The sequence below is a fragment of the Vaginella massiliensis genome, from assembly GCF_900089075.1.
Taxonomy (GTDB): Bacteria; Bacteroidota; Bacteroidia; order Flavobacteriales; family Weeksellaceae; genus Weeksella; species Weeksella massiliensis_A.
In genome coordinates this window covers 526,124-551,585 of the sequence record NZ_LT593747.1, presented here as the reverse complement: position 1 = coordinate 551,585, position 25,462 = coordinate 526,124, and the positions used below count along the sequence as shown (strand labels likewise).

At 37.5% G+C, this 25,462-nt stretch carries 29 protein-coding genes and 1 pseudogene; 10 read left to right on the top strand and 20 right to left on the bottom strand.

Translation table 11 applies throughout. From position 1 onward, the window contains the following. Nucleotide 1: 1 nt before the first annotated feature. From BN8061_RS09945 to udk, 10 genes and pseudogenes are all read right to left on the bottom strand, one after another. Nucleotides 2–679: a hypothetical protein gene (locus BN8061_RS09945; RefSeq protein WP_068598917.1), complete on the bottom strand. Its 678-nt coding sequence runs from the start codon at nt 677–679 to the stop codon at nt 2–4. 49 nt (nt 680–728) lie between these two features. After that, nucleotides 729–1,387 (bottom strand): annotated as a pseudogene (locus tag BN8061_RS12235) (ATP-binding cassette domain-containing protein). Nucleotides 1,388–1,441: 54 nt separating this feature from the next. Beyond that, a complete protein-coding gene (locus BN8061_RS12230; protein WP_235802735.1) occupies nt 1,442–1,591 on the bottom strand; it encodes a hypothetical protein in 150 nt (49 codons plus the stop codon). A 10-nt stretch (nt 1,592–1,601) separates the two neighbouring features. Then, nucleotides 1,602–1,820: a hypothetical protein gene (locus BN8061_RS12225; protein ID WP_235802734.1), complete on the bottom strand. Its 219-nt coding sequence runs from the start codon at nt 1,818–1,820 to the stop codon at nt 1,602–1,604. A 116-nt stretch (nt 1,821–1,936) separates the two neighbouring features. Further along, a complete protein-coding gene (locus BN8061_RS12220; RefSeq protein ID WP_235802752.1) occupies nt 1,937–2,440 on the bottom strand; it encodes an ABC transporter transmembrane domain-containing protein in 504 nt (167 codons plus the stop codon). Nucleotides 2,441–2,525: 85 nt separating this feature from the next. Next, nucleotides 2,526–4,676 (bottom strand): FUSC family membrane protein, encoded by a 2,151-nt coding sequence (locus BN8061_RS09935; RefSeq protein ID WP_068598915.1) that lies wholly within the window; start codon nt 4,674–4,676, stop codon nt 2,526–2,528. A gap of 64 nt (nt 4,677–4,740) precedes the next feature. Then, nucleotides 4,741–5,910 carry an RsmD family RNA methyltransferase gene (locus BN8061_RS09930; RefSeq protein WP_068598913.1) on the bottom strand — a complete coding sequence of 390 codons (1,170 nt, stop codon included), beginning with the start codon at nt 5,908–5,910 and terminating at the stop codon, nt 4,741–4,743. Between the two features lies 1 nt (nt 5,911). After that, entirely contained in the window at nt 5,912–7,192 is a 1,281-nt protein-coding gene (locus tag BN8061_RS09925) for a methylmalonyl-CoA mutase family protein (RefSeq protein WP_068598912.1), read from the bottom strand. Beyond that, nucleotides 7,182–7,553 (bottom strand): FtsB family cell division protein, encoded by a 372-nt coding sequence (locus tag BN8061_RS09920; RefSeq protein WP_094745944.1) that lies wholly within the window; start codon nt 7,551–7,553, stop codon nt 7,182–7,184. The genes BN8061_RS09925 and BN8061_RS09920 overlap by 11 nt, the downstream gene beginning before the upstream one ends. A 5-nt stretch (nt 7,554–7,558) precedes the next feature. Further along, on the bottom strand, nt 7,559–8,179 hold the full coding sequence (udk, locus tag BN8061_RS09915; RefSeq protein WP_068598908.1) for a uridine kinase: 621 nt from the start codon (nt 8,177–8,179) through the stop codon (nt 7,559–7,561). A gap of 173 nt (nt 8,180–8,352) precedes the next feature. Between udk and BN8061_RS09910 the strand changes: the two genes are divergently transcribed. After that, nucleotides 8,353–8,916, top strand: coding sequence for a DUF4126 domain-containing protein (locus BN8061_RS09910; protein WP_317038988.1), 564 nt, complete (start codon nt 8,353–8,355; stop codon nt 8,914–8,916). Between the two features lie 280 nt (nt 8,917–9,196). Here BN8061_RS09910 and BN8061_RS11915 read toward each other — a convergent pair whose 3' ends face one another. Genes BN8061_RS11915 through BN8061_RS09890 form a run of 5 tightly spaced genes read right to left on the bottom strand, consistent with a single transcriptional unit; the run spans nt 9,197 to nt 11,738 of the window. Continuing rightward, nucleotides 9,197–9,337, bottom strand: coding sequence for a hypothetical protein (locus BN8061_RS11915; protein ID WP_154662304.1), 141 nt, complete (start codon nt 9,335–9,337; stop codon nt 9,197–9,199). A gap of 29 nt (nt 9,338–9,366) precedes the next feature. Further along, nucleotides 9,367–10,008: a hypothetical protein gene (locus tag BN8061_RS09905; protein ID WP_068598904.1), complete on the bottom strand. Its 642-nt coding sequence runs from the start codon at nt 10,006–10,008 to the stop codon at nt 9,367–9,369. A 3-nt stretch (nt 10,009–10,011) separates the two neighbouring features. Beyond that, complete coding sequence (locus BN8061_RS09900) at nt 10,012–10,206, bottom strand: hypothetical protein (RefSeq protein WP_068598902.1); 195 nt, start codon at nt 10,204–10,206, stop codon at nt 10,012–10,014. 40 nt (nt 10,207–10,246) lie between these two features. Beyond that, nucleotides 10,247–10,849, bottom strand: a complete 603-nt coding sequence (locus BN8061_RS09895; protein WP_068598900.1) for a hypothetical protein — start codon at nt 10,847–10,849, stop codon at nt 10,247–10,249. Between the two features lie 4 nt (nt 10,850–10,853). Beyond that, nucleotides 10,854–11,738 (bottom strand): hypothetical protein, encoded by an 885-nt coding sequence (locus tag BN8061_RS09890; protein WP_068598898.1) that lies wholly within the window; start codon nt 11,736–11,738, stop codon nt 10,854–10,856. A 229-nt stretch (nt 11,739–11,967) separates the two neighbouring features. Between BN8061_RS09890 and BN8061_RS09885 the strand changes: the two genes are divergently transcribed. After that, complete coding sequence (locus tag BN8061_RS09885) at nt 11,968–12,180, top strand: hypothetical protein (RefSeq protein ID WP_068598896.1); 213 nt, start codon at nt 11,968–11,970, stop codon at nt 12,178–12,180. Between the two features lie 10 nt (nt 12,181–12,190). Then, nucleotides 12,191–12,559: a hypothetical protein gene (locus tag BN8061_RS09880; RefSeq protein WP_154662303.1), complete on the top strand. Its 369-nt coding sequence runs from the start codon at nt 12,191–12,193 to the stop codon at nt 12,557–12,559. A 93-nt stretch (nt 12,560–12,652) separates the two neighbouring features. Here BN8061_RS09880 and BN8061_RS09875 read toward each other — a convergent pair whose 3' ends face one another. Both BN8061_RS09875 and BN8061_RS09870 read right to left on the bottom strand, forming a co-directional pair. Then, on the bottom strand, nt 12,653–13,513 hold the full coding sequence (locus tag BN8061_RS09875; protein ID WP_068598894.1) for an acyl-CoA thioesterase: 861 nt from the start codon (nt 13,511–13,513) through the stop codon (nt 12,653–12,655). Continuing rightward, nucleotides 13,513–14,478, bottom strand: a complete 966-nt coding sequence (locus tag BN8061_RS09870) for an NAD(P)H-dependent flavin oxidoreductase (protein WP_068598890.1) — start codon at nt 14,476–14,478, stop codon at nt 13,513–13,515. Before BN8061_RS09870 ends, BN8061_RS09875 begins: the two co-directional genes overlap by 1 nt. A 122-nt stretch (nt 14,479–14,600) precedes the next feature. On the opposite strand from BN8061_RS09870, the gene BN8061_RS09865 reads away from it, so the two are divergent. The 3 genes from BN8061_RS09865 to BN8061_RS09855 all read left to right on the top strand — a co-directional run bounded on the left by BN8061_RS09865 (nt 14,601) and on the right by BN8061_RS09855 (nt 18,144). After that, nucleotides 14,601–16,010, top strand: coding sequence for an MATE family efflux transporter (locus BN8061_RS09865; RefSeq protein WP_094745943.1), 1,410 nt, complete (start codon nt 14,601–14,603; stop codon nt 16,008–16,010). A gap of 12 nt (nt 16,011–16,022) precedes the next feature. Continuing rightward, nucleotides 16,023–16,268 carry a hypothetical protein gene (locus tag BN8061_RS09860; RefSeq protein WP_068598888.1) on the top strand — a complete coding sequence of 82 codons (246 nt, stop codon included), beginning with the start codon at nt 16,023–16,025 and terminating at the stop codon, nt 16,266–16,268. Nucleotides 16,269–16,389: 121 nt separating this feature from the next. Continuing rightward, entirely contained in the window at nt 16,390–18,144 is a 1,755-nt protein-coding gene (locus tag BN8061_RS09855) for an AMP-dependent synthetase/ligase (protein ID WP_068598884.1), read from the top strand. A gap of 50 nt (nt 18,145–18,194) precedes the next feature. Here BN8061_RS09855 and BN8061_RS09850 read toward each other — a convergent pair whose 3' ends face one another. From BN8061_RS09850 to BN8061_RS09840, 3 genes are read right to left on the bottom strand one after another with little or no spacing between them, the layout of a single operon-like run. Continuing rightward, nucleotides 18,195–19,607: an MBL fold metallo-hydrolase gene (locus BN8061_RS09850; protein WP_068598882.1), complete on the bottom strand. Its 1,413-nt coding sequence runs from the start codon at nt 19,605–19,607 to the stop codon at nt 18,195–18,197. Then, on the bottom strand, nt 19,604–20,200 hold the full coding sequence (locus BN8061_RS09845) for a methyltransferase domain-containing protein (protein WP_068598880.1): 597 nt from the start codon (nt 20,198–20,200) through the stop codon (nt 19,604–19,606). The genes BN8061_RS09850 and BN8061_RS09845 overlap by 4 nt, the downstream gene beginning before the upstream one ends. Nucleotides 20,201–20,204: 4 nt before the next feature. Continuing rightward, nucleotides 20,205–21,005 carry a sulfite exporter TauE/SafE family protein gene (locus tag BN8061_RS09840; RefSeq protein ID WP_068598877.1) on the bottom strand — a complete coding sequence of 267 codons (801 nt, stop codon included), beginning with the start codon at nt 21,003–21,005 and terminating at the stop codon, nt 20,205–20,207. An 83-nt stretch (nt 21,006–21,088) separates the two neighbouring features. On the opposite strand from BN8061_RS09840, the gene BN8061_RS09835 reads away from it, so the two are divergent. The 4 genes from BN8061_RS09835 (at nt 21,089) to BN8061_RS09820 (ending at nt 25,365) form a co-directional block, all read left to right on the top strand. Next, complete coding sequence (locus BN8061_RS09835; RefSeq protein WP_068598876.1) at nt 21,089–22,417, top strand: M16 family metallopeptidase; 1,329 nt, start codon at nt 21,089–21,091, stop codon at nt 22,415–22,417. A gap of 16 nt (nt 22,418–22,433) precedes the next feature. Further along, the gene (locus tag BN8061_RS09830; RefSeq protein ID WP_068598874.1) at nt 22,434–24,479 is read left to right on the top strand and encodes an insulinase family protein; all 2,046 of its coding nucleotides are present in this window, start codon (nt 22,434–22,436) and stop codon (nt 24,477–24,479) included. Between the two features lie 76 nt (nt 24,480–24,555). Continuing rightward, nucleotides 24,556–25,053: a DinB family protein gene (locus BN8061_RS09825; protein ID WP_068598872.1), complete on the top strand. Its 498-nt coding sequence runs from the start codon at nt 24,556–24,558 to the stop codon at nt 25,051–25,053. A gap of 63 nt (nt 25,054–25,116) precedes the next feature. Next, a complete protein-coding gene (locus BN8061_RS09820; RefSeq protein ID WP_068598867.1) occupies nt 25,117–25,365 on the top strand; it encodes a hypothetical protein in 249 nt (82 codons plus the stop codon). Nucleotides 25,366–25,462: the final 97 nt, after the last annotated feature.

Sequence of the window (25,462 nt, the reverse complement as noted above, 5' to 3'; positions counted from 1 at the left end):
CTTAGATTTTATTTTCTATCGATTGGATGGATTGATCGAGCGACGAAATAATCGCTTTAGCAATCTTGTTTTCCAACGTCTCATTGGATTGCTCGTCTACAAATTGCGTTCCTCCAATAGTCTCTTGAAACTTGACTTGTCCAGTTTTTCCATCAAAAACTGTGAGGTAAATATAGGTTTGACCCGCTAGATTTTTGTTTATTTCTTTGTTGTCCATCGATTGGGCAATACCAGATTTTACCTGAATTTTGATGATGTCGTCTAGCATATTATTCGATGCCAATTTTGCGATGTCATTTGTAGCTGTGTCTTCGAGAAATGTAAATTCTCTTTGCTGTGTTGCAAATACTTTTTTTATAGCTTCTTCTATCTTGGCGCGTGGTTTATACTTCTTGTTGATGCTTGCCAAGGTCTCGTTGAATGTGTTCGATATCGAAATGTTTTCTGCCAATATTTCTTGCGAGTTGCTTTTGAAAACTCCTAAATCGTCGATGACGAGAATCAAGCCGCTTTTACCTGAGATGTTTTCGAAGAGGTTAGCATCGATCGAGTCTAATTTTTCGTTTACTTCTTGTAGGCTAACAATGTTTGTGCCTGAGGTTGAAGATTCTTTCGTGCCACATCCAATAAGTGCAGAAAAAATTATCGAAAGCGGTAAAAGGAAAATTACTTTTTTCATAAAGAAATATAAATTACAAAGTTTAAAGATACAATTAAAATTGATTAGTTTAACAATTTTCTTCTTGATTGTCATAGGTTTTGGCAATTTTTTCGATATTCAGACTTCGAGCCATGGCATCGAAAATTTCTTTGTAAGTACCCTGTTGTTCGTAGGCTTCTTCTTGGGTTCCGTGTTCGACCACTTCACCTTTTTTCATTGCATACCGATAATCGGCATCTATGATTTGCGAAATGCTGTGCGAAATAATAATAATCACGGTTCGATCTTTTTTGATGGCGTCCAAACTGTTTTTTATCTGCTCTGTAGCGATGGCATCTAGACTTGCGGTAGGCTCGTCTAAAAAGATAATGGGTGGATTTTTCAGATACATCCGAGCAATGGTAATGCGTTGTTGTTGACCGCCAGATAGGCGTAAGGCTTTGGATTGATAGCCTTCTGGCAACTCCATGTTTTGATCGTGAAAATAGGCTTTTTTTGCTGCCTCGATGACTTCGGATTCTGTTGTCTCTGTTTTTCCGTAACCAATATTTTCTTCGATCGTTCCGTTGAAAGCGTGATTTTTTTGCAGTACAAGTCCGATATTATCCCTTAGATAATGAGTGTCGTATTCGTTGAGGTCGACTCCGTCTATATAAATTTTACCCGAATAGGGCTGATAAAACTCATCCAACAAATTGATACGGTACTTTTTCCCGCTCCAGACAATCCGACCAAAGCGGTGATTTTATTGGGTTTAATGGTTAAGTTGGTGTTTTTCAGTTATTTGAAGCTGTTTGGATAAGTGAAATCGACATTTTCTACAACAAATTCACCTTTTATTTCTTTCGGAATGTATTTACCCGAATCTTCGATTTCATTATCGGAATCTAAAATTCCGAAATTAACTTTCAGAATAAATAAGCGCGTCATTCATTTCATCCTAAATTCGGTGCAATTGCCTTATCGGAGCCGAAACGTTGTTGAACAGTAAGATATGAAACATCATCATCCCAATCGACATACTGCCCTGAAGCACAAAATAAGCGGTGAGAATGATGATGAGAACCACACCAAATTGCTCGATAAACGATTTCAATCCGTCGAACAAAAAACTTGTTTTTCGGGTATGCATCTGATTGCTGGTCAGGCTTTTTTGCAACTCTAATTGCTTTTACCTTCAATCTCTTCACGGTTAAAAAATTTGATTACGGTAATGGAATCGATAATTGAGATGATACCTTGTGATTTTTATTCGCGAAAACCTCTTAGAATTCTTCACCATCCCCTGAGTATCTTGGCTTGTCGTTGGGTGATGAAAAAATAAATTGGTAGGATGAGTAATCCGACCAATCCTACATATAAATTCGCATTGAACATGAGGTACAGCGCCATGAAAGCGTTGGCAAATTGCGGAAGGATGTCGATAAAGAAATTCTGTACCAAGTGCGTAAGGTTTTCGATCCCTCGATCGATGCGTGTTTGTAATTTTCCTGCTTGGTTGTCGTTGTTGGTATAAAATGCCATGCGATAGATGAGAATTTTTTCGATGATCGCTTGTGCCCAATCTTGCGATACGAGGATTCTCAATTTTTCGCCATAGAAATTCTGTCCAAAAGTTACAAAAGCATTGATGATTTCTTTAGACAAGAGAATGACCGATATGGTAACAAGGATATTCCATCCTTCGGCAAGTCTTTTTCCATTTTCTACCAAGCTATTTATGATGTCTACGGTATATTGTAGCGTGAGTGCGTTTACCTGCGCTGCAAAAGAGCTTATAAGGTCAAAATAAGCGTTGCAATGACCAACTTTCGATAGGGTTTTACGAAAGGTCGTATTTTCTTGAAGAGGTTGAAAATATTCATCAGGAGTTGATCTCTATGATATTTTTGGTTAATTTATAATAATCTGAACTTACATCGTACAAATTATCGATCAAATCATCAATGCTTTGCGATTCAGAATTTTCAATATTAGATTTTGTAATGGTGATTTGTGGTTCTAAAGTCGAGTATTTCAAGGTGTTTTCGTATGGTCCGAACAATCGAATACTCTGCAACATTTGTGCTAAAGTTTTTCGAATGGTTTTCAGTTGCTCTTCGCTGAGCTGATAATCATGATTTTGTTTTACTATGAAATTGATTCCCGAAGCGTACGAAGTAAACATGTGATTGTAAATGGTAAACTGGTTGAGTTCTTTTGCGAATTTTTGTTTTCCTTTTGGTTCCGAAATCATCCGCTGGAAAATCGATGTCACATCGGCCATATTCACAAACAATGCTTTTCGAGCCAGTTTGTAATCGGTTTCGCTCACCTCATTTTTCATAAATCGGGCATAACAATAGTACAGAAAATTGTAATTTGCGATAAGATTGTTGCGCAATTTTTCTTGAAAATTAGAACTTTCCCAGTTTGGTAAAATGACATAGCTCGCTGCAAATGCAAGAAATCCACCAATCAAAGTGTCGAGTAATCGTTCTTCGATAATCTCGATAGAATTTTTACCCGAAATGATTGTCAGCGACAGCATCAAAAAAGAGGTAAGAAACATTGTACCAATAACATATCGGTGTCTAATAAAGGTATAGTTGAGCAACATCAAGAGGATCATTAGACCAAAAACCACAGTATGATTGTCGATAAACATCACGATGGCAATTCCTATAATTCCGCCCAAAATAGTTCCTTGTATCCGTTGATAATTTCTTTTTTTGGTTACAGAAAAACCAGGTTTCATGATCACCAAAATGGTCATGATAAGCCAATACGAATAGTGTGAATGCAAAAAGAATAGCGTAATCAAATAGCCCAACAATGCCGTTACGGTAAGGCGTATTGCATGACGAAAGTGCGGAGAACTGATGTTGAGATTGTTGACGAGTTTACGCACCCGATAGCTTTCTTTGATAGTGAATTGGTCGAAATGCTCTAGCGGATTCTTTTTGTTTTCGTTGAATTCGGTCGAATGTGTAAAACGATAAATGTACTGAATCTTAGACACCGTTTTTTTGAGGTTGATGTAAATTCTCGAAAAAACGTAGATATTTTCGCCTTGTTTTTCAAGGGTTTCGATTGCCGAGTTTAGTTTTTCGAGTTCTTTAGAAAAATCAATTTTCTGTTCCGGAATTTTGTTCGAGTTGATGCAGTAGGCGATGTAATCGAGTTCGTTGGCGATGCGATTCAAAAATTTGTAAATGACTTTCAAGATTTTTTCGTCTTTATACTCGATTCGCAACTTGTTCATATCATAATGCGAACTGCTCACAATCTCGAAAATATCATTCAAATCAGAAAAAATAAACACAATCGATCGCCCAATAGAAGTCGAGTCTTTTACCAATTTTTTGTTGGCGTAGATCAATTCTCTAACTACGTTTTGCTTTTCGCTCACATCGACTTGTTTCACCAAAGAAAGTGAGATTTTTTCGTCCAAATCACTATCGACATCATAAAAAGAAGCTCGAATTCTGATGTAATCTGCCACTTGCATAATGCATTCAGAAAGTGCTTGTTGCGCCTTTCTATACGGCCTAAATGTCGAAATACTCAAACTTACTACGGTGTACCACAATGCACCAGACGAAATGAAAAGCGCATGCTCGAGTGGTGTGCCTACGGTGCGAAAATCGTTCATGTTCATCACCATTGCTAGCATGGCGGCTAAGCCAATCGAACTCGCTTTTTGTCCGAAAACCGCAATCAAACTCATCGAAAGACAAACCAAAATCAGCATCACGCCCAACAAAAGCGGACTTTGAATAGACAATTTGGTGAGCAGAGAAATGATAAAAATAAGCACCGTAGTGAGCAACATACTTATTCGCCTATCGCGTATCGGACCAGGAATGTCGGGGATATGAGCCAAAATAACGCCTAAGCTAATACTCACACCCAAAGATAAATGACCAAAATAGCTGCAAATAAGCGGTGGAATAAGAATACAGAAAGAGGTTTTGAGCCCGTCAGACAGGGCTTCACCATAGATAAAATTCTCTATATTCCTCTTTAAAGTCAAAATTCAAAATCTTTTGATACAAAAATAGAGAAGTACAGATGAAATAAAGAATGAAAAAACAGAATTATCGGATTCTTTTTGTTAAAAATATCTGAAATCCCGAAAACGTTCTACAAAAAATAAGGGTGTTTTCGCCACCATCAATCAACTTATATTTCTTTTTCAAAACATCGATTGGCTGATTGAAGTTTTTTGCTATGCTATTGACTTTCATCGACAACAATTCTTTTTTTGGTTGAGTTATAATTTTGATGACCTCATAAATCTTTCCAGGAAATTCTTCTATCAACAAATCCGAAGTATAGAGATGTGTATTTTGATGAAGTTTGGACAAATTGAATTTTTTTCCAACCAATTTGAATGCGCCAGCTTTCAAAATACTAGCATTTGGAGAATAAATGTAATGTAAACTATCGGTATAATTAATGTCTGCAACTGACTCATCTTCAAATCTATATTTAAAAATATCTTGTTTCGTTTTGAGGTTTATACAAACGATTTCGGGGTTGTTTCCGAGATAAAATTTATCCAATTTTACCAACATTTCTTTCACTTCATTTTTTACCGCTACAATATGGATTTGTTTTGCATGTTGCAATTGATGAATAGTCGAACTGATGTCTAAAAGCGGCGAAAGTTTTAGAAGAATTTGATCGGTTTTCTGCCAATATTCGTCTAAATAATCCAGAATATTCGGTTCCAAATCTTCTAAAATGAATTTTCGACCACCAGCGTCTCTCCGGGCAGGATCGAGGTAAATACAATCGAATTTCTCGTGTGAATTTTCGATAAAATACTCCTGAAACGTACCATGGTAGCATTTTATATTCAAGCCTAAGGTTTTTGCATTCGCTGCCACAATTTGGCTCAATTCCTTGTTTTGTTCGACATGCGTTACTACGCCAAAATTTTGGGCAAAGGCAAAGCAATCTATGCCAAAACCAGCGGTGAGGTCGATGAGCTTTTTTCCTTTTACAATGGTTGCTTTGTAGTTGGCTGTAAGCTCAGAACTGGCTTGTTCTAGGTTGACGCTCGGCGGATAATAAATGCCTGGTGTTGCGTAGAGCGAAGGGAATTTGTGTTGGGCAACTTGTTTTCCCTTGACTTGTTGTGCAATTTCTGCCGAGCTGATCGATGAAAAAGGAGATTTTTTCAACGAAAAACGTTGCGGATTTTCCTTTTCTATCGATTGTAAATATTGTTGAAATTCAGGGTTTAATATTTCCGAATTCACTTTATTGATTTTCTAATTTTTCTGCCAATCGGGTAGGGATGATTGGTACGAATAAGGCGTCACGAATAATCCTTTCTTGCGATTTTATTTTTTTTACATCGTTGGGATTTGGATATTTATTTACACCAATCAAACTCAATTTTCCTTCTGCAAAATCTGATTTCTCTTTTTTGTCTGAAGTATAAATCATGTCTTGAATGGTTTCGTTTTCCAAAGCGTTGATAAATCCACCATAAAGCTGAATCGTTTTGAAAGTTTCGAGCGATTTTTCTACAAATTGATTGGTGAGGCTTTCGATAAAATAACTACCAGCGACAGGGTCTGTAAATTGATCCATGAACGATTCTTTTTTCAATAAAAGTTGTTGCTTGGCTGCGATTTCATCACCAAACGCGCTTGCGTTTTCTAAATCGTTGTACGCATGAATGTTGATCGCATCTGCACCGCCTAATATGGCAGAATTGGCTTCTAACGAAGACCGTATAATGTTGTTGTAAATATCTAAAGTCGATTTGTTTCTTTTGGAATTTTCTACAAATAGAAACGCGTTTTCATCTACCTCGTATTTGTCTGTGATGAGTTTCCATAAGAAGCGAAAAGCCCGAAGTTTGGCAATTTCGAAAAAGAAATTGCTGCCAACTGCAAATTTGAAATAGATTTTCGGGATGATTTCTTTACCCAAAAATTCGATGTATTCTACCGCATGCGCCGCTGCAATAGCAATTTGTTGTAGGTGATTTGCTCCTGCATTTTGGTAAACATCGGCTTGTATGCTGATGTTTTTTTCGAACTTATCGATGATCGCTATTTTGCGAAGCTTATCGAGGGTTGATTGTTTGCTGTCATCTGGCCACATCCCGTTTTGGGCAAGGTAACCAAAAGGGTCATAATCCAAATAGGTGAGGTTTTCTAGTGACGTCAAAGCTCCCAAATCTGCCTGCTCGTTTGCCGGCAAAGAGACAAACAAATCTAGGTAATTTGGTAGTTTGCTATCGATTGCTGTTTGGCTATCGATAACATAGCCGTACAAAAAACTAGAGTCTTGTTTTGCATCGTTGTTGTAGGTCGAAATGATTTTCCAGTCTTTTGCAGTTCGGGGTAGAGGTTGTATGTTTTCGTAATCGATATCGTTTTTGGTATAGAGCGGTTTTACGTTGATTTCGTCTCGTGTTCCCCAAACCAAAGTTTGGTTGTATTCCAACCCTTTCAATTCGGTCTGTACTTTCAATTTCCATTCTTTATCGGTGATGGTCGGAAATTGGTCAAAGAAATTATTTTTCATGTTGTAAAGAATCTGGTTTTTCTATAACTTCTTGTTGTATGATGAAAATGTCCTCGTTGCTTTTCTTCAAAAAGTGTTTTTCTCTTGCAATTCTTTCCAATTCGGATGGATTATTTTTTAGGTTGTTTAATTTTTCGGTTTCAGCCTCCAAATGCTTTCGGTAGTAATCTTCGTCGTTTTCCAAACTTTTTATTTCTTTATCTAATTGTTGATGAATGAGAAACGAGTTTTGATCAAAAAAAATCATCCAAATAATAAAAATACTTCCAACAATCAGGTATTTGTTGAAAAAACGGGTGTACCATTTGGCGTTGGCTTTTTCGACTTCATCGAAAAAATCTTGTTGTTCTTGCTCAGACATCTCGATTAGGTATTAGGGTTTAGACGTTCTTTGATTACCGAAGATAGTAATTTTATGGCAACTTCGTTTTTCTTTTTCATATTTGGGATGATGATGTCGGCATAATTTTTCGATGGTTCGATAAATTGCTGATGCATTGGCTTCAATGTTTTTTGGTAACGATTGAGTACTTCATCCAAATCTCGACCTCTTTCTTGGATGTCTCTGCGAATTCTGCGAATGAGTCGTTCATCTGAATCGGCATGAACAAATATTTTTACATCGAACAAATCGCGAAGTTCGGCATCGGTCAATACCAAAATTCCTTCTACAATTATTACATCTTTAGGATGCGTCAAAATGGTGTCTTTGGTTCGAGAATGCGTGATGAATGAGTAGACGGGTTGCTCGATCGAATTCCCTTTTCTCAACTCTTTTATATGCTCTACCAACAATTCGAAGTCGATAGAACGAGGATGATCGAAGTTGACTTTGCTTCGTTCTTCGAAAGGAAGATGCTCGTTGTCGCGATAATAATTGTCTTGCGAAATCACAATCACACTTTCGGTGTTGATGTTGTTGAGTATGTTGTTGACTACCGTGGTTTTACCACAACCTGTACCGCCTGCAATTCCAATGATAAGCATGATGAAATGTATAATTATAAAAGTTGTGCTAAGATACGATTTTTTGATTTTTACTTTGTCTATAATGCGAATAAATTGTGAACGCTGGATGAAAAAAATTCGAAAAATGCTGTCAAAAAATAGTATCTTCGATCTAAGTAATTTGAACAATGGATTTTATAAATTTTTCAACATTGATATCCTTATTTTTAGGAATTGGACTTGCTGCGGCTTCTGGTTTTCGAATTTTCTTACCGCTTTTTGTATTGAGTGTTGCGGCTTATTTTGGCGCAGATTATGTGAATTTGGACGAAAGTTGGCGTTGGATTGGCAGTGTGCCGGCTATGGTAACTTTGGGCGTTGCCATGTTGGTCGAAATCGTTGCCTATTACATACCGTTGGTCGATAATTTTCTAGACATGATCAGTGTACCTTTGGCAGCGGTGGCCGGAACCTTGATGGTGGCAGCGAATCTTACCGATATGAGCGAAGTTGCCAATTGGTCATTAGCCATCATTGCAGGTGGTGGAACGGCAGTGGCGATAAGTTCGGCAACGGCAACAGCACGAGCCGTCTCGACAACCACGACTGCAGGTACTGGAAATTTTTTGGTGAATTCTGGAGAGACTGCCGGCGCAACTGTACTGAGTTTGACTTCTATTATTTGGGCACCTTTGGCATTTGTTTTTACGCTGATTGTTTTGTGCTTTGTGGTGATTCTTTACAGAAAACTTAAAAGACGCTCTCGTGAAGTTTAGCCCATTCAACCCGATCGTGCATATTTGTAATTCGTAAGAATAAAGCTATAAATAGAGCAATGGACTACAATATGCTTTTTACTATGTATTATGGTTGAACCATGCTTTTCTATCTTGTAAAATTACAGAATAAAGTAAAGTCTGGAGAAATTCTAAGTGTATAAAAAATGCCAAATGAAATTGGGTTCACTCCGCATTAGCTAAATGTTTAAGAATATTAGTTTTAAAATTGAGATATAAAAGATTATTTTCTATCTTGATTGATTAAATATACAAAAGTTTAATCTATTTTTTCTATTTGTATATAGCTACGTTCGCCAGGAACAATCGTATAAACATCTGCAACCGTTGCGATAGAAACTGCACCTTTTACATCTAAACTCAACACGTCTCCTTCGTCGAACATTGCTATGAATTCCATAACGCCTACTCGGTTTGCACCAGCATGAATTAAGAGGGCATCCGCAATAGGTACGTCTTTTGTCGCGATAACATAATCGGCTTTTTTGCAACAAAAGCTAATAAAGGGGAGCTCACGTGAAGTCCAGAAGTTTTGATCCTTAGGCTTACCATTACTTTGTAAATTCCTTTTTCTTTAATAGTAAAATTACTGAAGGTATCTCCTTCACCTTTTGGGTCAATGATTTCTAATTCGTCTATATCAGATTCACTATAGTTATGGAAAGGAACAGATGCTGTGTTGCAACCTACCAGAACACAAACAACATCTATAGAGGTTCCTGGTTGCATGCTTGCTCTTGTTTTTGGTGTGTATGAATGATCTAAAGTTGTCTTCCATTTTTCACCATCGTAGACCATGACTGTTTCATTCTCTTTCACATACATAATCATACCCTCCATAGAAGGGTCATCTTTAAAAAAATCGGGTTGGGTAGCATCATACAATGGTAACAGCGAGATGGAGTCTACTATTGGCAACATCAAACCTTTTGCTTTTTCTTTGTTACTTGATGGATTGATTAAGCTAAGAATTGCATGATCATTCTCGTAATCTATATCACCGATTACTACTTGTGCAGAGGCACAAGTTAGCATTGTAATTATGCTTATTAGATTTACAATATTTTTCATCTTTTAATCTAGTTTTTCGATATAAATAAATGTATCTGGATCGCTTGGGATATACGTAGCACCAACACCGACAGTAAGACCTGTATCTGGTTTGAGTCCCAAATCTAGGCGTATTTTGTCATTCGCTTTAAAACTCTTATCTATAGTGAATGAATTTACCATATCTCGTTTACCTACTGTAATCACAAGTCCATCCATGAGGTATTCGTGTTGTTGAAGATTTTCCCATTTATCCTCATTATTTCCAAAAAAAATTAGCCCTCAACGCTAATACGGTTGCTGTATTTCCTACAGAGAGACCTCCTGTAGCTTTTCCTTTTACTGATACGTTGATACGATAGATGCCATCTTCTTTGAAGATTATTTCACCTTCTGGACCTAATTCCAAATCAAGATTGTTGAATGAAAATTTTGATTCATCCTTTTTTACATTAAATTCTAAAGTTTTATATTTCGTAATACCAAGAGCATTCACAATTACGATATCTTCTTTATTTGATGATAAAATACTCACATATCGACTACTTAATAAGGATTTTTTACTTAAAACTTCCCATTTTTCACCATCGAAATGCATGATATCTTTTTCTTCTTTAGAATACACCAATAATCCTTTGTCTTCGGTATTAGGTAGGAAGGTGTCATTTTCTTCGTCATAATTGGGTAATTGGGTATAATCATCTACCACTGGTAGAATCAAACCTTTACCGTCACCAACAATTTGCAACAAAGCATGTGAATGAGGGTCATTTACACCATTAGAAATAACGACTTGTGCATTAACAAGTGTTTGTGCTAAAAAAGCTATTGCAAACACTAAAAAACTATTTAAATTTCTCATTATCTTATTCGCTAATTTTGGTGAAAATTATTTCGCGTGGATTATGTTCTGTTCCTTCTGTATGTGCGGTTAATGTAGCAACAACTGATACACCAGCACCAGGAGAGTGAATTTGAGCAACAATATAATCTTCTGGATTCATTCTGAGTGTTACTCTGGTATATGCAGTAGAATAACCACCTCCAACTCCTAGAATACCATATGATGAAGGGCTAAATGAGCTTATTTTTTCTTCTATTATCTCTCCCGAATCGTCTTTGTAACCGTAGTACAACCTATATTCAATACCTGAAGTCAAGTCAACCACATTCCCAACTGTTGTAGGGACTTGAATCATGATTTCGTATAGCCCACCTTGAGTTACTGTAAATTTAGCATCAGGAAAATAGTAATTAATACCTCCATATTTAATTGTGGCAGTACTGCGTTCTATGCCTAAATTGTCATAATCAACCATGTCGAATTTCAATCCTTCATGATTACCACAGAACAATAATAGAGCACATGCAACATATTGTTCATTATCTTTTATAGCATTGGTATAGAATCTGGCTTTATCTGCTTTGTAATCTGCTCTACCCTCATTTAACCATTTTTCACCCGTGTAGACAAATGGTGTATTCCAATTTTTATCATAAAAAAATAAACCTGTCATTTCTTCATCAGTTTCTTCAGGGTTGTTTTTAGGTAGATCATTGTATTCTTCAACTGTAGGTAGCAAGAGTCCTCTATGCTCTTTGTCGTCTTCTCCATCTAGGTGAAGCATCGCATATTCGTGTATATCAATTTCACTTTTCTTTGTTATACCCACCTGTGCATGGGAAAAATTGGCCAATACAATAAATAAGAAAGGTCGAATAAATTTCATTCTAATATCATTCAGTAGCATTTTTTTCAGTTTATTTTAAATAAGTTTTACATATATATTTTCAAATAAAATCTGTTTTAAAAACCTTATGGATACAAATTTATAAAATTTTAATGTTTTTTTTTCGAAATTGATTTAAAAATTTGTAAATATCCCCGAAAAATGCAAACTCAGAATCCCCGAATAAAAACTCCAAAAAAACAATTTAATTGCTTTGTGTATCTTTGTATCGTGATACGAGGCAATGCACATGAAAAATGAAAATCAAAGCTATCTACAGCAACTGAAACAAGTTATCAAAGATTATTATATAGACATCTATCGCTGGGCGACCAAAGACAAAGAAAATCAAGATTATGATTTTTTACAACTCGTGTGGCGGGTGCCAATCGCAATTTTGGCCATTATTTTGTCACCAGTTTTCTTTTTTGTTTTTTCGCTTATTTTCTTGGTTACTCTATAACTAAATGTTGTTGAAGCAGATTTTCAGGCCGTGGTTTGTGGTGGCAATCGTACTGTTTGTTTCGCACCAAATAAGTCAGAAAATTCTTCACATCAGGCTTGATTTGCTCGACAATTATTTAGACCCACTTTTGCTGATGCCTCTATTGCTACACGCTATTTTGTGGGAGAGACGACTTGTTTTTGGGTTTGACGAACATCATATTTTGCCAAAGATAATCATCTTTTTGGTTTGGCTGCTCGTGAGTGTTTTGGCCGAGTTTATTTTTCCTATTTTAAACAAAGGTTTCACAACAGATTTTGTTGATATATTCTTGTATGGGATAGGTTCGATAGTTTTTGTAAAGTTTTTCAATCTACCTGCCAGAAAATTGCAATAAAACTTATTTAAAAAGTTAAGATTAAAAAAAAGTCCCCAATCGTGCTTGACTTTTTGGGGACAGTATAGACTTGAATATTTTTTAAGAAGGAATTTATTCGAGCGGTCTTATCAAGCCTTCTTGCGTAATAGAGGCAATGAGTTCACCGTTTCGGTTGAATAGATTTCCTCTGGTATAGCCTCTAGCACCCGAAGCGCTTGGGCTGTCCATCGACACCAAAATCCAATCGGATAAATCGGGTTTGCGATGAAACCAAATCGAATGATCAAGGCTTGCCATTTGGGTATTGCCAAAATGCGCTTGCGAGGCATGCGGTTTCAAGGCAGTACCAAGAAGATTATAGTCAGACACATAAGCAATGAGTTCTTGTAAATCTTGTAGCGAATAGTCTTGCTTGAGCTCCTTGAATTTCACCCAAACATTCATAACGGGCGGATGATCTACTTTTTCGAACGGATTATCCAATTCTACCGGTTTGAATTCGATAGGTCTTTCTGCTCCGATAAAATCGAATAGTTTCTTGGGCAAAAAACTTCCAAACTGATTGAAGATTTCGCTCCAACTCATCAATTCTTCTGGCTGTTTCAGCTGAGGCATTTCGATTTGATGTTCGTAACCCTCTTGTAACAATTGAAACGAAGCCGCCATCACAAAAATGATTTTATCGTCTTGTTTTGCACTGATGTAACGTGTGGTAAAACTCCCACCATCGCGCAATCGCGCTACGTGATATTCAATCTCTTTGTTGAGGTCGCCTGTTAAGATAAAATAACTGTGCAACGAATGGCAAAAGCGATCTTTGGGTACGGTATTGTAGGCGGCATTCAAAGCCTGGGCTACCACTTGACCACCAAATACATTGCGGCTTCCCATGAAGTTGCTGTGTCCTATGTATATATTTTCTTCACGTTCTGTGAGAGACAGCAGGTCGATAAGCTCATCCGTAGTTTTCATTAATATCCTAATTTTTCTAATCGCTCTTGGTTTTTGAGGAGCGCGTTTTTGTATTCTGTTTTCAATCTGCCGACCAGGTCTGCAGTTGTTGGTACATCTTGTATTCCGGCAACTCCTTGTCCGGCAGACCAAATGTCTTTCCAAGCTTTGTGCCCATCTGTACCAATGAGTTCCGAGAAGTTTTCTTCTTTTTCTTGCGTAATGTCGATGCCAGCTTTTTCGATACTTTTTTTCAAAAAGTTAGCATTCACTCCCGAAATCCCGTCGGTATAGACCACGTCTTCGATATCAGATTCTAAAATGATTTGTTTGTATTCTTCGTCGGCATTGGCTTCCTTAGTGGCAATAAATCGTGTTCCCATATAGGCAAAATCGGCTCCCATGGTTTGTGCTGCCAAGACATCCTCGCCATTATTCAATGCGCCAGCTAATAGTAAGGTGCCTTTGTAGAAGGTTCTAATCTCGTCGATCAATGCAAACGGATTTGCCAAACCAGCATGACCACCTGCACCAGCAGTTACAGCGATGATGCCATCTACACCAGCTTCTGCTGCTTTTTCTGCATGGCGTTTTTTGATTACATCATGAAAAACCAAGCCTCCATAACCGTGTACTGCATCTACAATTTCTTTTACAGCTCCAAGAGAAGTGATGATCAAAGGAACTTTGTATTGGGCACAAAGTTGCAAATCTGATTGGATACGCGGATTGGTATGATTTACAATGATATTCACGCCAAAAGGTGCGGCTTTTTTGCCCGTTTCTTCTTCAAATTTCTTGAGCTCGGTGGTGATTTCGATCAACATTTTTTCGAAATCTTCTACCGTGCGTCCGTTGAGCGAAGGGAAAGTTCCGCAAATTCCGTTTTTACATGCCTCGATAACCAATTGAGTTCCGGAGACCAAAAACATTGGCGATGAAATGACAGGGATTGTCAAACGTTCTTTAAATTCTGTTATCGTCATTTTATATAATGCTTTGTTCGACGCAATTTAGAAAATTATATTTATTTAATGAACTTACAAATCTATCTTTGCTCACTTTTCTGTAGATTAGTGCCTCGAAAGCAATAGTAAAAAAGAATGTTTTGAATTTTAAAGAACATATCCGACGGAATATCAATTTGGCTGTGCCTGTGATGATTACCCAAGCAGGGCAAATTATGGTGAATGTAGTAGACAGTGTCATGGTGGGAAAACTGGGAACAACTTTCGATTATGTGATAGATCCTACCTTGTCCAAAGTGTCGTTGGCAGCAGTAACATTGGGTAACTCTTTGTTCATGATGCTGTTGGTTTTTGCCTTTGGGTTTAGCTTTGCGCTTTCCCCATTGATAGCAGCGGCAGATGCCAAAAAAGACGAAGAAGAAGTGTCGAATTATTTCATTCATAGTTTGATTTTAAATGTTGTTTTGGCAATCTTATTGGTGATTTTGATTACCCTTGCAAAACCGCTGATTTATTTTCTGAAACAACCTACCGAGGTGGTAGACATCGCCATACCGTATCTCACCATCATGACCTTATCGATGATTCCGTTGATGATTTTTCAGACGTATCGGCAATTTTCTGAAGGCTTATCGTTGACTTTGCCCATCACTTTTGCGACCATCATCGGGAATGTTTTCAATGTTTTTCTCAACTACGGTTGGATTTACGGTAATATGGGATTCCCGCGTTTAGAGGTCGCTGGCGCTGCTTGGGGAACCTTTTGTTCTAGAATTTTAATGTTGATCATTTTGATTCTCATCCTCCGACGTTTCAAAAAAACGAAATATTATTTACAACGCATCAGTTTCAAAAACCTTTCGAAAAAATATTTCAGACCTATAATCCAATTAGGCATCCCAACGGGCTTAACCTCTTTTTTCGAGATGAGTGCTTTTTCCGTTGCTGCCTTTATTTGCGGTTATACGTTTATGAATACGGCAGAAGATCTAGATTTGGCAAAGATCAATCTCGCGGCGCATCAGATTGCGATCAATCTCGCCTCTACAACGTTTATGATGTGTACGGGCTTTGGTGTGGCAGCAACCGTTCGGATAGGAAATCAATTGGGCTTGAAGGATTATAAAACTTTGCGAGAAGCCGGTTGGTCTTGTGTGATTATGGTATTGACGATGATGACAATCTTTGGTTTACTTTTTATCCTATTCAGAACGCCATTAGCCCAAATTTATACCAACGAACACAACGTGATTGAATTGGCAAGTCAATTGCTCATCGTCGCAGCATTTTTCCAACTGTCAGACGGCTTGCAATTGGTTGTCCTCGGAGCGTTGAGGGGGATGCAAGACGTGAAAAAACCCTCGATAATTTCTTTTGTCTCCTATTGGGGTATTACCATCCCGATATGTGCTATATTAGCAATACATTTCGAGATGAGAGCTTTGGGCGTGTGGATTGGTCTTGGTGTTGGACTTACCGTAGTGGCAATTCAGCTGATTTACCGTTACCACACACAAACTCGAAAAATGATTTTAGAACATAATTTATAAATAGCATACAATATGGAATTACCAAAATTTTTAATCGCAGACAATTCAGAATTTCCAGAAAAGATTTTCATTTTGCATACCGAATATCCTAGATTTCTTTTGGATGTTGAGAACGAAGATGTCGAATTTTTCGAAGAATTGAACGAAGAAGATTCAGACGCAGTATTCGAAGAAGAAATGACGGCTTTGGTAGAGCAAGCTTATGTTTTTTTTGATCGCGAAATGGATTTGTATGATGAAGCTGATGATATCGATTAACAGCGCCATAACTTTTGTACCAAAAGAAAAAGTCATTTTTTAGATTTCTTGATGATATTTTTAAAAATATTTAAAAATAAATATTATTTTGCGAATCGAATTATACTAACACTGAGTTTAAATGAAATTTACACGTTTATTTGATTTTATCTATAACCAATTAGAAAATAACCCAAAAGAAGACGCACTCGTGAGCAAAATCAATGGCGAGTGGGTGAAAACATCTACGAAAGAATATGTAAACAAGGCAAACACGTTCAGTAGAGGTTTGTTGAAGTTGGGAATAAAACCGCAAGATAAAATTGCAATCGTAACCTCTAACAATAGAACCGAATGGAATATCTGTGATATTGGTATACAGCAAGTTGGAGCAATTTCGGTGCCATTGTATCCGACATTGTCCCCAGTTGATTACGAATATATTTTGTCGAATTCAGATTGTAAAATTTGTATCGTTTCGGATAAAGAATTGTACGAAAAAGTCTTGAATGCCAAGGCAAATGTGCCACTTCTTTCGGGGATTTATACTTTTGACGAAGTTGCTGGCGCCGCAAACTGGTCAGAAATTTTAGACTTAGGAAAAGATTCATCAACACAAACCGAAGTAGACGAACTGAAAAAATTGGTGAAACCATCCGATGTGGCGACCATCATTTATACTTCTGGAACAACCGGAAAACCAAAAGGAGTAGTCTTGACACACGAAAATATCGTAAGCAATGTTTTGATGAGTGATGAGCGAGTTCCAGATTTCCCGAAAGATGCGCGCGCCTTATCGTTCTTGCCAATCAATCACGTATTCGAGAGAATGCTGATCTATTTGTATCAATACAAAAATATCGGAATCTATTATGCCGAGAGTATCGATGCTTTGGGTGAGAATATGAAAGAAGTAAAACCACATGTCATGACTGTGGTGCCACGATTGGTAGAAAAAGTGTACGATAAAATTTACACTACTGGAGCTGCTGCTGGCGGATTGAAAACTAAAATTTTCATGTGGTCGTTGAAACTGGTCGAAAACTACGAGCCTTACAAAAATTATGGATTCATGTATCGACTAAAACATGCACTTGCAAGCAAATTGGTTTTCAGTAAATGGAAAGAAGGAGTAGGAGGAGAATTGCGCGTGATGGTGTCGGGTTCTGCGGCATTAGCTTCGAGACTCAACCATATTTTCTGGGGAGCTGGAATCCCAATTTTAGAGGGTTACGGACTTACCGAGACTTCTCCGGTAATCTCTGTAAATAAGATGGAAAAAGGAATGTTTGGAATCGGAACGGTAGGAGCTCCGCTCAAAGGTGTTGATGTAAAAATTGCCGATGACGGTGAAATTCTTGTAAAAGGACCTAATGTGATGAAAGCCTACTATAAAGATGAAGAAAAAACAGCCGAAGCCTTTACTGCCGACGGATACTTCAAAACAGGGGATATTGGTGTTTTGGAAAATGGTTTGTTGAAAATTACAGATCGCAAAAAAGAAATTTTCAAAACCTCTGGAGGTAAATACATTGCACCACAACTGATCGAGAACCTGATGAAGCAATCACCTTATATCGAACAAATAATGGTGGTGGGTGAAGGAGAAAAAATGCCGACTGCCTTTATTCTGCCTGCTTTTGAAAAATTCATTCAGTTTGGTGATAAATTATCTCGTGAAGAATTGATAAAAAATCAATCAGTAATCGATACGATTCAGAAAGAAGTAGACACTCTAAATAAAGGATTAGGACATTGGGAACAGGTGAAAAAATTTGCGCTTGTTGCGGATGAATGGTCTGTTGACACAGGAGAATTAACCCCAACACTGAAGTTGAAAAGAAAAAATATCTTGGATAAATACAAAAAAGAATACGAAGAATTGTACGGAAGATAAAAAAGAGAGCCTTTTGGCTCTCTTTTTTATCAATATTATTATTGCATATTCTAGTTCATCGAACAAGCATTTGTTACAATATTAGCGCCAGGTACTTCTTTTATTTTACCAAAGCCACCAGCTACGTCTATTAGATTTTCGTAACCTCTAGCTCTCAGAATAGAAGTGAAAATCATCGAACGATAGCCACCAGCGCAGTGTACCAGATAGGTCTCCTCTGGGTCTACAAGATTCATGCTTTCATTTATGAAATCTAGCGGAGCCAAAGTTGCATCTTTTATATGAGCCGCATTGTACTCTCCAGGTTTACGAACGTCTAGCACTTTCAATTCTCCTTCGTCGACCAATTCTACAAATTCTTCTGGCGTAATCGATACGATTTCGTCAAATTCTTTTTCTGCATCTTTCCACGCGTCAAATCCGCCATCCAAATAACCAATTGCATTGTCGTAACCAACACGTGCAAGACGCATGATAGCTTCTTCTTCCATTCCTTTATCGGTGATCAGCAAAATTGGCTGTTTCAAATCTTTTATCAAAGTGCCAACCCAAGGAGCAAATTGTCCTTTGAGCCCTATGTTGATTGAATTTGGAATAAATCCGGCAGCAAAGATTTGCGGATCACGAACGTCCAATAACAAAGCTTGCGTTTCGTTTGCAATTTGTTCAAATTCTTCTACCGATAAAGCTTTCTTTCCACGATTGAGAATCGTATCCAAAGATTCATAACCGTTGATATTCAATCGTACATTTTCTGGAAAGTAAAAAGGCGGAGGTAAAAGCCCATCGATGAGTTCGTTTATAAAATCTTCTTTAGACAAATTGACATCCAATCCGTAATTTTTTACCTTCTGATTGCCTAAGGTGTCAAAGGTTTCTTTGCTCATATTTTTACCACAAGCCGAGCCTGCACCATGAGCAGGATATACTATAATGTCATCTGCCAAAGGTAAAATTTTGTTGTGCAACGAATCGTACAACATGCCAGCGAGCTTTTCTTGAGTAAGATCGTTGTTTAATTTTTGAGCTAAATCTGGACGTCCTACATCACCTATAAATAGTGTATCGCCAGTAAATATTGCCGTTTCTTTTCCGTTTTCGTCTTTCAATAAATAGGTCGTGCTCTCTAGGGTGTGGCCAGGAGTATGAATTGCTGTAATGCTGACATCTCCCAACTGAAACGTTTCGCCATCATGTGCTATATGTGCATCGAATGTGGGGTTTGCCGTTGGTCCATATACAATGGTCGCACCTGTTTTTTGGGCTAAATCTACATGTCCTGAAACAAAATCTGCATGAAAATGAGTTTCGAAAATGTATTTTATCTTAGCATGATGAGCATTTGCCTTGTCGATATACGACTGGGTTTCACGCAAAGGATCGATGATGGCAACCTCACCATTAGATTCTATATAGTAGGCTCCTTGTGCTAAGCATCCGGTATAGATTTGTTCTATTATCATGGTTTGTAAGTGTTATATTGCAAATTTATGAAAATTTCTGTATCTTTTCGAGGTTTGATAGAGTTATGACATTCTTCGAGTTTTATAATTTCGAAATCGTTTTCGAAATACCTGCGGTATTCTTCAATTGTTCCTCCAAAAGGTGGATGATCTTTACCGAAATCTATTCCAAATAATACGCCAACCAATTTTCCGTTGGGTTTCAATAATTGTTTTATTTTTTCAACATAATGATTTCGTTGCGTTGGATGAAGGGAACAAAAAAAGGTCTGTTCCAAAATCAAATCATATCGAGCTTCATGGTCGAAAAAATCTTCGTTTACGATGCAGATTTCTGGAGTGTTTTTGAATTTCTCTTTTAACTTTTCAACCAAAACCAATGAGTAATCCAACAGCGTAATATCGCGAAAACCTTTACTCACCAAATATTCTGCTTCGTGTGCATTGCCACAACCTGGGATCAAAATCTTGAGGTGCTGATCTTCTAGCTGATCGATGTAGTGTTGCAAGGGTGTCGTAATGGTTCGAGCATCCCATTGGGTAAGATTGTTTCTATACCTTTCATCCCAAAAAATTGCATCAAATTTTTTCATGTTTTTAGTTTAAAATAAATTCCTCTATAAAGATAAATATCGCCATGGCAATGATGAAAAACGCAAACATTCTTTTCATTTTCGGAGTCGAAACTTTTTTGGCTAAGTAGGTTCCTATCAAAATTCCAATCATCGAAATACTCACAAATTCCAACAGAAAAAGCCAATCTATTTCCAAATGCATCACGTCGCCAATAAAAAAACCGATGAGCGAATTGGTTGCAATGATGAATAAAGAGGTCGCCGCGGCTCTTTTGATTTCTAATTGAGCAATTACCATGAGTGCAGGCACGATTAAGAAACCGCCACCAGCACCAACCAAACCCGTAAGGCTACCAATGAAAAAACCTTCTGACAGAAGTAAGGGGTGAAATTTGGATTTTTGTTTTCGAAGTGGTCCTTGTCGATTACTGAGAATAGAAATGGCGGCGAAAAGCATCAAAACAGAAAAAAGACCAAACATACCCATTCGTCTTGTGACCATAAAATCTCCAATCTTGAATAAATTTTCGGGCAAATTGGGCACTACAAACAACCGGACGATAGAAACACCGACCACTGCAGGAATCCCGAATATAAAAACAGCACGCCAATCGACCATTTTGTTGATAGCCTGTTTTATGCCGCCAACCAAACTCGTAGAACCCACAATGAATAGGGAGTAGGCGGTAGCAACTTTTTCGTCAAAATCAAACAAATAAGCGAGAACAGGCACCGCTAATATAGACCCGCCACCACCCATGAGTCCTAAGACCAAGCCGATGAATAATGCACTTACAAAACCAATGATTTCTTCTAAGCTCATAAATTTTTTGTCGAATTTACGATTTGTTTGTAACAAAGAGTAGTATCTTTAGAACTAATTAGTAAAGAAATTAAGTATTAAAAATGAAAAAATTATTACTATCGCTAGTTTTGGTAGGATCTTCATTATTCGCTCAGAAGATAGAATTTGAAGAATATACATTATCAAATGGATTGCATGTGATTTTACATCAAGATAATACGGCTCCGGTTGTCACTACATCAGTGATGTACCACGTAGGATCAAAAGACGAACAAGTTGGTAAAACTGGATTTGCGCACTTTTTTGAACATTTGTTGTTCGAAGGAACGCATAACATTCAAAGAGGTGAATGGTTCAAAATAGTCTCTTCGCATGGCGGAAGAAACAACGCGAATACAACAGCAGATAGAACCTATTATTACGAAACATTTCCATCGAATAATTTAGAAATCGGCTTGTGGATGGAATCTGATCGTATGTTGCAACCCATCATTAATGATATTGGAGTAGAAACCCAAAAAGAGGTTGTAAAAGAAGAAAAAAGACAACGTTTAGACAATCAGCCTTATGGTCGTTTTGCTTACGGTGAATCTTTGTCACCTCACGTTTTCGATAAACATCCTTATCGTTGGAGTGTGATCGGTTCGTTCGAAGATTTGAGCAGTGCCAAACTAGAAGATTTTCAGTATTTTAGCAAAAAGTATTATGTGCCAAACAACGCCGTTTTGGTGGTTGCTGGTGACTTCAAAAAAGACGAAGTTAAAAAATTGATCGACCAATATTTTGGCATTATTCCTCGTGGTGCAGAGGTGAAAAAATCTTTCCCGAAAGAAGATCCAATTACCAAAGAAAAACGCGTTACAGAATACGATTCTAACATTCAGATTCCATTATTGGCAATCAACTATCGCACCTCTGACAACAAATCTAAAGACGCCTATGCGTTGGACATGTTGTCGACCTACCTCACCGGTGGTAAAAGTTCTGTTTTGTACAAAAAATATGTAGACGAAACCAAGCAAGCTTTGCAAATCTTTGCCTTCAATCGTCAACAAGAAGATTACGGAATTTACACCATTGGCGTTTTGCCGCAAGGTAAAGTATCGTTAGAAACATTAGAAAACGAGATTCAGAAAGATATCGAAAAGGTTCAAAATAATTTGATTTCTGAGCAAGATTATCAAAAATTATTAAATACAGTAGAAAATAATTTTGTTGCCCAACGTTCTGGAGTAGAGAATATTGCACACGCTTTGGCAGATGCCTACATGCTGCAAGGCGATACCAATAAAGTGAATACCGAATTGGATATGTACCATTCGGTGACAAGACAAGATATCCAAAATGTGGCAAAAAAATATTTAGGGAAAAATCAGCGTGTGATTGTAAATTATTTACCACAGGCCGATAATGCAGAAACTAAAAAATAATTAACAAAGAAATCAAATGAAAACAAAAATATTATCACTTGCTTTTGCTTTTTTAGCCGTATCGCTTAGTGCACAGATCGATCGTCCGATGCCAAAAGCAGGACCATCGCCTACCGTAAATTTAGGAAAATCGCACGAGTTCAAACTGAGTAATGGACTCACGGTAATTGTAGTCGAAAATCATAAATTACCTCACGTGAGTGCAACTTTGAATATAGACAACAAACCATTTGCGTTAGGTTCTAAAAAAGGAGTTGAAAATTTACTTGGTGAAATGTTAGGAACAGGAACCAAAGGCATCTCGAAAGACGATTTCAACCAAAAAATCGATCAATTAGGAGCTCGAGTGAATTATTGGGGTAGTGGAGCATCTGCTTCATCGCTTACTCGTTTTTTTGACGAAGTTTTCGGTTATTTTGCAGACGGAGTCATCAATCCAAATTTTACACAAAACGAATTCGAATCGGTAAAAAATCGTTATCTTGAAGGTTTGAAAGCTGATGAGAAAAGCGTAGATGTGGCGGCATCTCGGGTTCGTAAAATGCTAACTTACGGTGCTGCTCATCCGTTTTCGGAATACGATTCTAAAGAAAATATCGAAAAACTCACCTTGACCGATGTGCAGCATTATTATACCAATTATTATCGTCCAGACAATGCCTATTTGATTTTTGTGGGAGATATCGATGCGAAAAAAGCAAAGAAATTAGCCGAAAAACATTTAAGCAAATGGAAAAAAGTTAATCTGAAAATTGCTGACTTGCCCAAGGTTGAAGAGGTAAAGAAAACAGAAGTTGATGTGGTCAATATGCCAAATGCCGTACAATCTGTCGTGGCGGTATCGTATCCTGTGAATCTGACCAAAAAAGACCCAGATTACTATGCAGTGTTGGTTGCATCTACTATTTTGGGTGGAGATTTCAATTCAAAACTGAATATGAATTTGCGCGAAGCAAATGGTTGGACCTATGGTGCACGCGGAGGCGTGTCGGATTCTCGATACATTGGGAATTTCTCGACCAACGCAACCGTACGCAACGAAGTCACCGACAAAGCCGTGGTAGAAACTATGAAAGAGATCCGATCGATGACGTTAGAAAAAGTAGATCAAGAAACTTTAGAAAATGTAAAAGCTAAATTCTTAGGCAATTTCGTTTTATCATTAGAAAGACCAGAAACCGTTGCCAGCCAAGCATTAATAAAGAAAACAGAAGGCTTGTCAGACAGTTTTTATGCAGATTATATCAAAAACATCAACAAAGTTACCGTGGATGATGTTTTACGCGTTTCTAAAAAATATTTCAGACCAGACCAAGCAAAAATTATCGTAACGGGCAAGGCAAGCGAAATAAGCGAGGGATTGAAAGCATTGAATTACCCAGTGAATTTCTACGATAGTTATGGAAATAAAATGGCTGATCCGGCTACGAGCAAAAAAACAACCGATACCACAACTCAGCAAATCGCAGAAAACTTCTTAAAAGCCGTGGGAGGGAAAGCGAATGTTGAAAAAGTGAAAACGGTAAATAAAATGGGTGCGCTCGAGTTGATGGGTATGAAAGGTGAATATACGGTAAAAACTTCGAACCCAGACAAATCGCTGAGTACGATAAAAATAATGGGAATGGAAATCAAAACCATGTTCGATGGCACCAAAGGCTATATGTCGCAAATGGGACAAAAGAAAGAATTTGGAGAATCGGAGGTGAAATCGTTGAAAGGATACAATGCAAATTTCCCAGTATTATCTTCTAATTTCACCAAGGCTGTCGTAGAAGGCATCGAAACCTTAGACGGTAAAGAGGTTTACAAAGTAGTGATAAAAGATGCAAATCGCACCGAATATTACGACACCAAGACAGGCTTGTTGCACAAAGTGAGCATGGTGATAGATACTGAAATGGGTGCCGTAGATACTGCTACAATCTATAGCGAATACAAAGCCTTCGATGGCATTTTATTCCCAACCAAAGAAGAGATTGTTGGTGGTGGACAAACGATGGTGGCAACATTCGATAAAATTGTTGTCAACAAAAATGTCTCAGATGCTGATTTCAAATAAGAAAGCATAAAAAATGATTGAAAAAAATCCGGGTATGAATGCTCGGATTTTTTTATATTTATAAAAAATTGATAAAATGGAACTTACACCACTCAACATGATCGAAATCGATCGAGAAATCACCAATACAAAACGATTATTAGAAAAAATCGAAGATCAACATTTGACCTACAAACCGCATCCAAAATCCATGACATTGGGCGAATTGGCAAATCATATAGTAGAATTGCACGGCTGGGTTGTAGAAGGAATTACGAAAGAGGTATACGACTTTCACAAAGATTATCAACCCTCTAAAATCGACAATGTCGCACAACTTATAACGAAATTGGAGTCTTTTCGGGAGGAAAGTAAATTGGTATTAGAAAAATTTTCTGCGTCAGATTGGGATGCCGACTGGAAATTGATGGCAGGTGAGCACCTGATAGCACAAATGCCAAAAGTAGCAAGTTTTCGTTTCATCATTCAGAATCATTTAATTCATCATCGCGGTCAACTCACCGTTTATATGCGACTTTTGGATATTCCGTTGCCTGGAATTTATGGCCCTTCGGCAGACGAGAAATCTTCTTGATTATAAATTTGGCACAGAATATGGTTTATCGATAGCGAATGAGAATTGATAACCTAACACAGTATGAAGAATTTAGTGAGAAGCTTGCTTTTTGTTGTTTTTAGTTTGACAATGTTTGCTTGTACGCATCAAGTGCATCGTACCAAAACAACGCACAAAAAATCGAATGTATATCAAAACAAAAAGCATAAAAATTTGCCTCCAGGTCAGGCAAAGAAAGTTTACGGAACCAAATCGGCAAAACCATTTGCGCCTGGACAGCAAAAAAAGCACAAGAAAGTGCGTAAAAATAGAGGAAAGCATCATTTATGATGGAGGTCCGAAGTTAAAAATTAAACCTCAAGAAGCCGTCTCACAACTGAGGCGGTTTTTTTATATAAATAATGGATTGATTATTAGGTGATTAATA